10 protein-coding genes are annotated in these 11884 nt (G+C 68.1%); 6 read left to right on the forward strand and 4 right to left on the reverse strand.

Annotated elements, in window-relative coordinates; genetic code table 11:
- The first annotated feature begins 20 nt into the window (after positions 1-20).
- Together MMF98_RS05730 and MMF98_RS05735 are read left to right on the forward strand one after the other, a co-directional pair.
- Positions 21-845: an enoyl-CoA hydratase gene (locus tag MMF98_RS05730; protein ID WP_243305201.1), complete on the forward strand. Its 825-nt coding sequence runs from the start codon at positions 21-23 to the stop codon at positions 843-845.
- Positions 842-2149, forward strand: a complete 1308-nt coding sequence (locus tag MMF98_RS05735; protein WP_243305203.1) for a mechanosensitive ion channel family protein — start codon at positions 842-844, stop codon at positions 2147-2149. Before MMF98_RS05730 ends, MMF98_RS05735 begins: the two co-directional genes overlap by 4 nt.
- On the opposite strand, the gene MMF98_RS05740 is transcribed toward MMF98_RS05735, so the two are convergent.
- The 4 genes from MMF98_RS05740 to MMF98_RS05755 form a co-directional block, all read right to left on the reverse strand.
- Positions 2125-2874: an ABC transporter ATP-binding protein gene (locus tag MMF98_RS05740; protein WP_243305204.1), complete on the reverse strand. Its 750-nt coding sequence runs from the start codon at positions 2872-2874 to the stop codon at positions 2125-2127. The two genes, MMF98_RS05735 and MMF98_RS05740, sit on opposite strands and share 25 nt — an antisense overlap.
- On the reverse strand, positions 2871-4703 hold the full coding sequence (locus MMF98_RS05745; RefSeq protein WP_423837570.1) for a branched-chain amino acid ABC transporter ATP-binding protein/permease: 1833 nt from the start codon (positions 4701-4703) through the stop codon (positions 2871-2873). The genes MMF98_RS05740 and MMF98_RS05745 overlap by 4 nt, the downstream gene beginning before the upstream one ends.
- The gene (locus MMF98_RS05750; protein WP_243305206.1) at positions 4700-5755 is read right to left on the reverse strand and encodes a branched-chain amino acid ABC transporter permease; all 1056 of its coding nucleotides are present in this window, start codon (positions 5753-5755) and stop codon (positions 4700-4702) included. The genes MMF98_RS05745 and MMF98_RS05750 overlap by 4 nt, the downstream gene beginning before the upstream one ends.
- Before the next feature lie 65 nt (positions 5756-5820).
- Positions 5821-6924 carry an ABC transporter substrate-binding protein gene (locus tag MMF98_RS05755; protein ID WP_243307321.1) on the reverse strand — a complete coding sequence of 368 codons (1104 nt, stop codon included), beginning with the start codon at positions 6922-6924 and terminating at the stop codon, positions 5821-5823.
- Positions 6925-7257: 333 nt separating this feature from the next.
- Here MMF98_RS05755 and MMF98_RS05760 point away from each other — a divergent pair, with 333 nt between their 5' ends.
- The 4 genes from MMF98_RS05760 to MMF98_RS05775 all read left to right on the forward strand — a co-directional run bounded on the left by MMF98_RS05760 (position 7258) and on the right by MMF98_RS05775 (position 11830).
- Positions 7258-8007 carry an electron transfer flavoprotein subunit beta/FixA family protein gene (locus MMF98_RS05760; protein ID WP_243305207.1) on the forward strand — a complete coding sequence of 250 codons (750 nt, stop codon included), beginning with the start codon at positions 7258-7260 and terminating at the stop codon, positions 8005-8007.
- On the forward strand, positions 8008-8940 hold the full coding sequence (locus tag MMF98_RS05765; RefSeq protein ID WP_243305208.1) for an electron transfer flavoprotein subunit alpha/FixB family protein: 933 nt from the start codon (positions 8008-8010) through the stop codon (positions 8938-8940).
- A 57-nt stretch (positions 8941-8997) separates the two neighbouring features.
- The gene (locus MMF98_RS05770; protein WP_243305210.1) at positions 8998-10788 is read left to right on the forward strand and encodes an acyl-CoA dehydrogenase; all 1791 of its coding nucleotides are present in this window, start codon (positions 8998-9000) and stop codon (positions 10786-10788) included.
- Positions 10789-10879: 91 nt separating this feature from the next.
- A complete protein-coding gene (locus MMF98_RS05775; RefSeq protein WP_243305212.1) occupies positions 10880-11830 on the forward strand; it encodes an NAD(P)H-dependent flavin oxidoreductase in 951 nt (316 codons plus the stop codon).
- Positions 11831-11884 lie beyond the last annotated feature (54 nt).

An 11884-nucleotide genomic window follows, 5' to 3' on the forward strand; every position in this document is an offset into this window, starting at 1 on the left:
CGACCGCGAAGGTTCACCCCATGAGCAACATCCCCGACACCCCGACCGCCCCGGTCCTGCACAGCCGCGACCCGCGCGGCGTGGTGCATCTCACGATGAACCGGCCGCAGAACTTCAATGCGCTGGGCGAAGAGATGCTGGCCGCCCTGCAGCAGGCGCTGGACGCCGTGGCGCGCGACGGCGATGCGCGCGTGGTGGTGCTGGCCGCGGCCGGCAAGGCGTTCTGCCCGGGCCACAACCTCAAGGAAATGATCGCCCGGCCCGACGAGGCCTACTACCGCGCGCTGTTCGCGCAGTGCAGCCGCATGATGCTGTCGATCCAGAAGCTGCCGGTGCCCGTGATCGCGCGGGTGCAGGGCATGGCCACGGCGGCGGGCTGCCAGCTGGTGGCCCAGTGCGACCTCGCCGTGGCCTCCAGCGAGGCGTCGTTCGCGGTCAGCGGCGTCAATTTCGGCCTGTTCTGCGCCACGCCCAGCGTGCCGCTGCTGCGCAACATCGGATCCAAGCAGGCCATGGAAATGCTGCTGACCGGCGATTTCATCAACGCAGAGCAGGCCCTGCAGCGCGGGCTGGTGAACCAGGTCACGGCGCCCGACCAGCTGGACGCGGAGGTCGAGCGCCTGGTGCAGAGCATCCTGCAGAAGCCGCGCGTGGCCATCGCCATGGGCAAGGAGCTGTTCTACAAGCAGCGCGAGATGGGCATCGAGGCGGCCTACCAACTGGCCGGGCAGGCCATGGCGGTCAACATGATGGACGCCTGCGCCCAGGAAGGCGTGAGCGCCTTCGTGGAAAAGCGCGCGCCGTCCTGGCGCCCGCCCCAGGGCGGAACGGGGGAGCATTCATGATCATGCCGAGCCTGCTGACCGAGCTGGTCAGCGATGCCCGCGCCAACGGGCTGTGGCTGGAGGCCCTGGTGCTGGTGCTGAGCCTGGTGGCCGGCATCGCGATCCAGCGGGGCATCATGCGCAGCTACCCCGGCACCCCGCGCCGCAAGTTCGACCTGGTGATCCCCATGGTGATGAGCCTGGGCGTGTTCTTCGGGCAGTCGGTGCTCGCGCTGACGGAGAAGGTGCCGCTGCTCAAGCTCTCGCTCGCGGTGCTGCTGGCCTGGCTGTTCTCGCGCTTCATCGCCCGGCTGCTGACCGGCATGTTCCCGCAGTCGCCCACGGCGCGCTGGATGTCGCGGGTGCTGCGCTGGGGCGGCTGGCTGGTGGCCGTGCTGATCATCTCCGACTGGCTCGGCATCATCACCACCTACCTCGATTCGATCTACCTGCCGATCGGCAAGCACCGCACCAGCCTGCAGTCCCTGCTCGAAGGCGGCATCGGCGTGCTCGTCACCCTGCTGGTGGCGCTGTGGCTGTCGTCGGCGCTGGAAGCGCGGCTGATGAAGTCGCAGTTCATCGAGATGAACCTGCGGCTGGTGCTGAGCAAGCTGCTGCGCAGCGTGCTGCTGGTGGTGGGCGTGCTGCTCGCGCTGTCGGTGGCCGGCATCGACCTGACGGTGCTCTCGGTCTTCGGCGGCGCGCTGGGCGTGGGCCTGGGCCTGGGCCTGCAGAAGCTGGCGGCCAACTACGTCAGTGGCTTCGTGATCCTGCTGGAGCGCAGCGTGAAGGTGGGCGACAACGTGCGCGTGGACAACTTCGAGGGCCAGGTCACCGCGATCCGCACGCGCTACACGCTGGTGCAGGCCTCCAACGGGCGCGAGGCCATCGTGCCGAACGAGACGCTCACCTCCAACCGCGTGGAGAACCTGTCGCTGGCCAACAGCAACCTGCTGGTCTCGATGGTGGTGAGCTGCGGCTACGAAAGCGACGTGGACCGGGCGCTGGCGATCCTGATGGAGGCGGCGCAGGCCCAGCCGCGCGTGCTCAAGGCGCCGGGGCCGACGGCCGTGATCAGCGCCTTCGCGGCAGACGGCATCGAACTGACGCTGATGTTCTGGATCGCCGATCCGGAGAACGGCCAGGCCTCGCTCAAGGGCGCTGTCTTCCGCCAGACCTGGGCCCAGTTCCAGCGCGAAGGCATCGACGTGCCGTATCCGCAGCGCGTGCTGCGCATGCAGCAGCCGGTGCGGGTCGAGCCGGTGGCGGCGGCCGCCCCGCCGGCCGATGGGCCCGCGGATCAGCCCTTGCCCAAGCCCAGGTAGGTGCTGGCCACGCGCTTGTCGTGCATCAGCTCTGCGGCCGGTCCTTCGAGCGTGACGCGGCCGGTTTCCAGCACATAGCCGTAGTCGGCCACCTGCAGCGCGGCGCGCGCGTTCTGCTCCACCAGCAGGATGCCAACGCCGCTTTCGCGCAGGCCGGAGATGATGTGGAAGATTTCCTTCACCACCAGCGGCGCCAGGCCCAGGCTGGGCTCGTCCAGCATCAGCAGCTTGGGCCGGCCCATCAGGGCGCGGCCGATCGCCAGCATCTGGCGCTCGCCGCCCGACAGGGTGCCGGCCAGCTGCCGGCGCCGCTCGGCCAGGCGCGGGAACAGGCGATAGACCTGGGCCTGCGTGTCTTCCGCGCCGCGGCCCAGGTTGTCCAGCCGCACGTAGGCGCCGAGCAGCAGGTTGTCTTCCACCGTCATGGTGGCGAACAGCTCGCGCTTCTCGGGCACCAGGCTCATGCCGTGGGCGACGCGGGCCTCGATGGTGCCGCGCTCGGGCCGGCCGGCGAACTGCACCGCGCCGGCGGCCACGGGCAGCACGCCCATGACGGCATTGAGCAGGGTGGACTTGCCGGCGCCATTGGGGCCGATCACGGTCACGATGCTGCCGGCCTGCACGTGGAGCGAGGCGCCCGTGAGCGCGCGCACCTTGCCGTAGTCGACCGACAGGTCGCTGACCTGCAGCAGGTGCGCGGCCGCGGCGGTGGCGGGTTCGGTCATTCCACACCTCCCAGGTAGGCTTCGATCACGGCCGGGTTGTAGCGGATCGCCTCGGGCTCGCCCTCGGCGATGCGGGTGCCGAAATCCATCACCACCAGCCGGTCCACCAGGCCCATCACGAAGTCCATGTCGTGCTCCACCAGCAGGATGCTCACGCCCTCGCTGCGCAGCTGGCGCAGCACGGCGGCCAGCGCCAGCTTTTCCTGGTGCCGCAGGCCGGCGGCCGGCTCGTCGAGCAGCAGCAGCACCGGGTCGCAGGCCAGGGCCCGCGCGATTTCGAGAATGCGCTGCTGGCCCAGCGCCAGGCTGCCGGCCTCGCGCGTGGCCGCCTCGCCCAGGCCGACGCGGTCCAGCTGCGTGCGGGCTTCCGCGAACAGGCTGGCCTCTTCCGTGCGGTTGAGGCGCAGCACGCCGGCCAGCCAGCCTTTGTGGCCGCGCAGGTGGGCGCCGATCGCCACGTTCTCGATCACGCTCATCGCAGGCAGCAGGCGCACATGCTGGAAGGTACGCGCCATGCCCGCCGCCGCGAGCTTGCGGGAGGGCTGGCCGTCCACGCGCTCGCCCATGAAATGCACTTCGCCCGCGGTCAGCGGCAGCACCCCGCTGATGAGGTTGAACAGGGTGCTCTTGCCCGCGCCGTTGGGCCCGATCAGGCCGACGATTTCGCCGGCGTTCAGCGCGAAGCTCACGTCGTTGACCGCCACCAGGCCGCCAAAGGCCTTGCGCGCCTGCCGCACGTCCAGCACCGGGCTGCCGGTGGCCGGCTGCGAGCGCCGGGCCAGCGGCTGCGCCGCCCCGGGGAAGCGCAGGCCCAGCGGCGGCCGGCCGTCGGCGCCGTTGCCCGAGCGGCCCAGGCCCCGCTGGGCGAGGCGGACCAGCACCGGCCAGAGGCCGCCGGGCGCGCGCTGCAGCAGCAGGATCAGGATCATGCCGGAGACGATGACCTCGAAGTTGCCGCTCTGCCCGAGCAACTGGGGCAGCAGGCCCTGCAGCCAGTCGCCCAGCAGCGTCATCAGCGCCGCGCCCGCCAGCGCGCCCCAGACATGGCCCGCGCCGCCCACTACGGCCATGAACAGGTAGCCGATGCCGGCGTTGAGCCCGAACGGCGTCGGGTTGACGGCGCGCTGCAGGTGTGCGTAGAGCCAGCCCGAGAGGCCGGCCAGCGCCGCCGCCAGCACGAAGGCCAGCAGCTTGGTGCGCGCGGTGTTCACGCCGCAGGATTCGGCCATCACCACGCCGCCCTTGAGCGCGCGGATGGTGCGGCCGGTGCGCGAGTCGAGCAGGTGCAGCACGGCCACCACCGACAGCGCCACGATGGCCCAGATCAAGAGGTAGATGTGGCGGCCGGCGTGCAGGTCGAACCCGAACAGGCTGATGGCCGGGATGCCGGTGATGCCGTCGAACTTCTTCAGCAGCTCCAGGTTGCCGAACAGGTAGAACAGGCTCAGGCCCCAGGCGATGGTGCCCAGCGGGAGGTAGTGGCCCGACAGCCGCATGGTGATGGCGCCCAGCGCCGCCGCGGCGAGCACGGTCAGTGCCAGGGCGGCCAGCAGGCCGATCCAGGGCGAGGCGCCGTAGGCCGTGGTGAGCACGGCGCTGGCATAGGCGCCGATGCCGACGAAGGCGGCCTGGCCGAACGAGGTCATGCCGGCGATGCCGGTGAGCAGCACGAGGCCGAGCGCGACCAGGCTGTACAGGCCAATGTAGTTGGCCAGCGTGATCCAGAATTCGGGCACCGGCAGGAAGGCCATGGCGGCCATCGCGAGCAGCCAGAGCGCCATGCCGGCCTGGCCGGTCCTCAGGCGGGAGAGCAGGGGGGCCGCCATCATGATTCCTCGTCGTCCAGCAGGGTGTGGCTGGTGAACGAGCGCCAGACCAGCACCGGAACGATCAGCGTGAACACCAGCACTTCCTTGTAGGCGCTGGCCGAGAACGAGGCATAGGCCTCCATCAGGCCCACCAGCAGGGCGCCGCCGGCGGCCACCGGATAGCTGGCGAGGCCGCCGATGATGGCGCCGACGAAGCCTTTCAGGCCGATCAGGAACCCCGAGTCGTAGTACACCGTGGTGACCGGGCCGATCAGCACGCCCGAGAAGGCGCCGATCAGTCCGGCCAGCAGGAAGGCGAGCCGGCCCGAGCGCGCGACCTCGATCCCCATCAGGCGCGCGCCCAGGCGGTTGACCGCCGTGGCGCGCAGCGCCTTGCCGGCCACTGTAAGGCTGAAGAACAGCGACAGCGCCGCCATGATGAGGACCGACGAGAAGATCACCGACAGGCCCTGGCCCGTGAGGTTCAGCGGCCCGAGGTCGAAGCGCAGCTCGGAGAACGGCTGCGAGCGCGCGCCCTCGGCGCCGAACATCACCAGCCCGAAGCCCAGCAGCACGAAGTGCGCTGCCACCGAGACGATCAGCAGCACCAGCACGCTGGCATGCGCCAGCGGCTCATAGGCCAGCCGGTACAGCATGGGGCCCAGCGGGGCGACGATGGCCAGCGTCAGCAGCACCTGCAGGGGCAGCGCCAGCGTCTCCAGCGGCGTGGCCTTCGCCACGGCATACGCGAGGGCAGGCCAGGCCAGGTTGGCCAGCACCGAGTTGCGCAGGGCGCCGGGCGCGGCGGGCAGGGCGCCCGGGCGCAGCCGCGCCCAGAGGTCGGTCGCGAACACCATCAGGCCCATGGCCAGCAGCAGCCAGACCGTGGCCGGGAACTTGCCGGCCTGCAGCATGGCGATGGTGAGCGCGCCGTAGGCGACCAGCTCGCCTTGCGGAATGAAGATCACGCGGGTGACGGCAAAGACCAGCACCAGGCCGACGGCCAGCAGCGCGTAGACCGCGCCGGTCGTGATGCCGTCCTGAGCCAGGATCAGGGCGATTGATGCGTCCATCGGATTCCAGACAAGAAAAAGGCGCTGCCTTTCGCGCAGCGCCTCGATGACAAGGCCTCAGGCACTTACTGAACGAGCTTCCACTGGCCGTTCTCGATCTTCACCATGACGCGGGCGCGCTGGTCGAAGCCCATGTGGTCGGTCTTGCTCATGTTCATGACGCCATGCGTGGTGACCAGGTCGCGGGTGTTCTCGATGGCGTCGCGCAGCGCCTTGCGGAACTCCTTGGTGCCGGGCTGCGCCGTCTTCAGCGCCACGGGCACGGCATGCTGCAGCATCAGGTAGGTGTTCCAGGCATGGGCCGAGAACGAGTTGGCCGTGCCGGGCGGGTACTTGGCGTCGTGCAGCTTGATGAAGTCCAGCGAGACCTTCTTGATCGGGTTGCTGTCGGGCAGCTGCTTGGCCACCACGAACGGGCCGGCCGGCAGGAAGGCGCCTTCGAGGTCCTTGCCGCCCACGCGCAGGAAGTCGTCGTTGATCACGCCGTCGGTGAAATAGATCTTGCCCTTGTAGCCGCGCTCCTTGAGCGTCTTGGCGGGCAGGGCCGCGGGCGTGCCCGAGGCGGCGATCATGATGGCGTCGGGGTTGGCCGCCATCAGCTTGAGCACCTGGCCGGTGACGGAGGTGTCGGTGCGGGCGTAGCGCTCGGTGGCCACCACGTTGAGCTTGCGCGCGCCGGTGAGCTTGCCGAACTCGCTCATCACGCCTTCGCCGTAGGCATCGTTGAAGCCGATCAGGCCGACCGTCTTGATGCCGTTGTCGGCCATGTGGGCCGACATGGCGGTCATCATGTGGGCGTCGTTCTGCGGCGTCTTGAACACCCAGTAGCGCTTGGCGTCCACCGGATCGACGATGCGCAGCGAGGAGGCGATGGCGATCATCGGCGTCTCGGATTCGGCCGCGACGTCGATCATGGCCAGACTGTTGGGCGTGATCGAGGAGCCCAGCAGGATGTCCACCTTGTCCTCGGACACGAACTTGCGCGCGTTCTTGACGGCGGCCACCGGGTCGGAGGCGTCGTCCAGCACGATGTACTCGACCTTCTTGCCGGCGATCTCGCGCGGCATGATCGCGAACGCGTTCTTTTCCGGGATGCCCAGCGAGGCCGCCGGCCCGGTGGTGGAGATGGTCACGCCCACCTTGATCTGCGCGTGGACGGCGAACGTCATGGTGGACAAGCCAAGGGCTGAGACGATCAGCAGCTTTTTGAGCATGGGTTTCTCCGGTTATTTGCTGCTGTGCACTATAAGAGCGTTGCATGGCGGCCGGCGTCATGGCTTACCCGGATTAACCGACCACGTGGTCGGTGAACTGTCGTCGATCCGACAAAGATGGACGGCCGCGTGCCATTTGCGGTGCAATCGCTTCTATAATAAAAAAGAACGATCGTTCTATTTTTGATTCACCCGGCAAGATCAAGGGAGCCGGGGATTGATGCGGTGCCGCATAGAATCAACAGGTTTACGTCAACGTCAATTCAACAACTCTATGGAGCCGCAGCAATGAAGGTCCTGGTACCAGTCAAACGCGTGGTGGACTACAACGTGAAAGTCCGGGTGAAGTCGGACAACACGGGTGTGGACATCGCGAACGTGAAGATGAGCATGAACCCCTTTGACGAGATTGCCGTCGAAGAGGCCGTGCGCCTGAAGGAGAAAGGCGTGGTCACCGAAGTGATCGCTGTTTCCTGCGGGGTGAGCCAGTGCCAGGAAACGCTGCGCACCGCCATGGCCATCGGCGCCGACCGCGCCATCCTGGTCGAAACCACCGAAGAACTGCAGCCGCTGGCCGTGGCCAAGCTGCTCAAGGCCCTGGTCGACAAGGAACAGCCCCAGCTCGTGATCCTGGGCAAGCAGGCCATCGACGACGACTGCAACCAGACCGGCCAGATGCTCGCCGCGCTGGCCGACCTGCCCCAGGCCACCTTCGCCTCCAAGGTCGAAGTCGACGGCGGCAAGGCCAAGGTCACGCGCGAAGTGGACGGCGGCCTCGAAACCCTCTCCATCAGCCTGCCGGCCGTCATCACCACCGACCTGCGCCTGAACGAGCCGCGCTACGTGACCTTGCCCAACATCATGAAGGCCAAGAAGAAGCAGATGGACATCGTCAAGCCCGAAGACCTCGGCGTGGACGTGGCCCCGCGCATCAAGACCCTCAAGGTCAGCGAGCCCCCGAAGCGCAGCGCCGGCATCAAGGTGCCCGACGTGGCCACGTTGGTGAGCAAACTCAAGAATGAAGCGAAGGTGATCTAAATGGCAGCCCTGGTTATTGCAGAACACGACAACGCCTCCATCAAGGGCGCCACGCTCAACACCGTGACCGCCGCGGCGGCCTGCGGCGGCGACGTGCACGTGCTGGTGGCCGGCCACAATGCCGCCGAGGCCGCCAAGGCTGCCGCGCAGATCGCCGGCGTCTCCAAGGTCCTCCATGCCGACGGCGAGCCCTTTGCCCACGGCCTGGCCGAGAACGTGGCCGCCCAGGTGCTGGCCGTCGCCTCCGGCTACAGCCACATCCTGTTCCCGGCCACCGCCGGCGGCAAGAACGTCGCCCCGCGCGTGGCCGCCAAACTGGACGTGGCCCAGATCAGCGACATCATCAAGGTCGACAGCCCCGACACCTTCGAGCGCCCGATCTATGCCGGCAACGCCATCGCCACCGTGCAGAGCCAGGACGCCACGAAGGTCATCACGGTGCGCACCACCGGCTTCGACCCGGCGGCCGCCAGCGGCGGCACGGCCGCGGTGGAAACCCTGAGCGGCGTGGCCGACAGCGGCAAGAGCCACTTCGAGGGCAGCGAGATCGCCAAGAACGACCGCCCCGAGCTGACCGCCGCCAAGATCATCGTCTCCGGCGGACGGGCCCTGGGCTCGGCCGAGAAGTTCAATGAAGTGATGACGCCGCTGGCCGACAAGCTGGGCGCCGCTCTGGGCGCCAGCCGCGCGGCGGTGGACGCGGGCTACGCGCCCAACGACTGGCAGGTCGGGCAGACCGGCAAGATCGTGGCGCCGCAGCTGTACATCGCCTGCGGCATCAGCGGCGCGATCCAGCACCTGGCGGGCATGAAAGACTCCAAGGTGATCGTGGCGATCAACAAGGACCCGGAGGCGCCGATCTTCTCGGTGGCTGACTACGGCCTGGAGGCCGATCTGTTCACCGCCGTGCCCGAGCTGGTCGCGGCCCTGTAATTTGCGAAGTGAAAAGGGCATCGTTCGCGATGCCCTTGTTGTATCTGGAGACATCCCATGAGCTACACCGCCCCCGTCAAGGACATGCTGTTCGACATCCGGCACCTGGCCGGCATCGACCAGGTTGCGCAGATTCCCGGCTTCGAGGAAGCGGGCTTCGAGACGGCGCAGGCCGTGCTGGAAGAGTGCGCCAAATTCAACGAGGGCGTGCTGGCGCCGCTGAATTTCGAGGGCGACAAGAACCCCTCGAGCTGGAAGGACGGCCGGGTCACCACCACCCCGGGCTTCAAGGAGGCCTTCAGGCAGTACGCCGAAGGCGGCTGGCAGGGCCTGCAGCACCCGGTGGATTTCGGCGGCCAGGGCCTGCCCAAGACCATCGGCGCGGCCTGCGGCGAAATGCTCAACTCGGCCAACATGAGCTTCGCGCTGTGCCCGCTGCTGACCGATGGCGCGATCGAGGCGCTGCTGACGGCGGGCAGCGACGAGCTCAAGGCCATCTACCTCGAAAAGCTGATCAGCGGCCAGTGGACCGGCACCATGAACCTGACCGAGCCGCAGGCCGGCTCCGATCTGGCCCTGGTGCGCACCCGCGCCGAGCCGCAGCCCGACGGCAGCTACAAGGTCTTCGGCACCAAGATCTTCATCACCTACGGTGAGCACGACATGGCCGAGAACATCGTGCACCTGGTGCTGGCCCGCGTGCAGGGCGCGCCCGAGGGCGTGAAGGGCATCAGCCTGTTCGTGGTGCCGAAGTTCATGGTCAACAAGGATGGTTCGCTGGGCGGCCGCAACGATGCGCACTGCGTGAGCATCGAGCACAAGATGGGCATCAAGGCCTCGCCCACGGCCGTGCTGCAGTTCGGCGACCATGGGGGAGCCGTGGGCTATCTCGTGGGCCAGGAAAACCGCGGCCTCGAGTACATGTTCATCATGATGAACGCCGCGCGCTACGCCGTCGGCGTGCAGGGCATCGCGATCGCCGAGCGCGCCTACCAGAAGGCCGTGGCCTACGCCAAGGACCGGGTGCAGAGCCGCCCGGTGGATGGCAGCATCAACGCCAGCGCGCCCATCATCCATCACCCCGATGTGAAGCGCATGCTCATGACCATGCGCGCCTACACCGAGGGCTGCCGGGCCATGGCATCGGTGGCCGCTGCCGCCTACGATGCCGCGCACCACCATCCCGATGCCGACGTGCGCAAGCAGAATGCGGCCTTCTACGAGTTCATGGTGCCGCTGGTCAAGGGCTACAGCACCGAGATGAGCCTCGAAGTCACCTCGCTGGGCGTGCAGGTGCACGGCGGCATGGGCTTCATCGAGGAAACCGGCGCCGCCCAGTACTACCGCGACGCCAAGATCCTGACCATCTACGAAGGCACGACCGCGATCCAGGCCAACGACCTGGTGGGCCGCAAGACCGCGCGCGACGGCGGCCAGACGGCCAAGGCCATCGCCCAGCAGATCGAGGCGACCGAGGCCGAACTGGCGCAGCGCGGCAGCGATGACGCCCTGGCCGTGGCGAAGCGCCTGAAGGCCGCGCGCCTGGCCTTCCTCGACGTGGTGGATTTCGTGGCCGGCAACACCAAGGCCAGCCCGAATGCCGTGTTCGCCGGCAGCGTGCCCTACCTGATGCTGGCGGGCAACCTGGTGGCAGGCTGGCAGATGGCCCGCTCGCTGCGGGTGGCCGAGGAGCTGCTGGCCCAGGGCCAGGACACGGCCTTCATGCAGGCCAAGATCGCCACCGCGCGCTTCTACGCGGAACACCTGCTGGCCAAGGCCCCCGGCGTGCGCGACAGCATCGTCGATGGTGCCGGCAGCGTGACCGCGCTGGCCCTCGACGCCTTCTGATTTGCTATTGAATTGATAGCGCGTGTCGCCCGCTTGACAAGGACATCCGGGCGATTTCTTTCAAAATCGGTTGCCTAACCCCCTCAACGCCATGTCCAGACTGCCCCCGCCCCTGCAAAACCTGCCGCTGCCCATCATCGGCTCGCCGCTGTTCATCATCAGCAACCCCAAACTCGTGATCGAGCAGTGCAAGGCCGGCGTCATCGGCGCCATGCCCGCGCTCAATGCGCGCCCGGCCTCGCAGCTGGAGGACTGGCTGGCCGAGATCACCGAGGCCCTCGCCGCGCACAACCGGGCCCACCCCGACCGGCCCGCTGCGCCGTTCGCCATCAACCAGATCGTGCACAAGTCCAATGACCGGCTCGAGCACGACATGGCGATGGTGGTCAAGTACAAGGTGCCCGTCATCATCACCTCGCTGGGCGCGCGCACCGACGTCAACGACGCCATCCACAGCTATGGCGGCGTGGTGCTGCACGACATCATCAACAACAGCTTCGCGAAGAAGGCCATCGAGAAGGGCGCCGACGGCCTGATCGCGGTGGCGGCCGGCGCCGGCGGCCATGCCGGTGTGAAGAGCCCGTTCGCGCTGATCCAGGAAATCCGCCAATGGTTCGACGGCCCGCTGGCGCTGAGTGGCGCCATCGCCACCGGCGGCGCGGTGCTGGCGGCCCAGGCCATGGGCGCCGACTTCGCCTACATCGGCTCGGCCTTCATCGCCACCGAAGAAGCCCGCGCCAGCGAGGCCTACAAGCAGGCCATCGTGGAAGGCAACTCCGACGACATCGTCTACAGCAACCTGTTCACCGGCGTGCACGGCAACTACCTCAAGCCCAGCATCCGCGCGGCCGGCCTCGACCCCGACAACCTGCCTGAGAGCGATCCGAGCAAGATGAACTTCGGCGGCGATGCCAAGAAGGCCTGGAAGGACATCTGGGGCTGCGGCCAGGGCATCGGCGCGGTCGAGCAGGTGCTGCCCGCGGCGGAGCTGATCGGCCGCCTGGCGCGCGAGTACGCCGAGGCCCGGGCCCGGCTGCGCTAGAAAAGGCAGAGCCGGCCGCAGAACCCGTTCGACCGGAGCCAAGGCCAGCTTCCT

This window comes from Variovorax terrae (assembly GCF_022809125.1).
GTDB lineage: Bacteria > Pseudomonadota > Gammaproteobacteria > Burkholderiales > Burkholderiaceae_C > Variovorax_A > Variovorax_A terrae.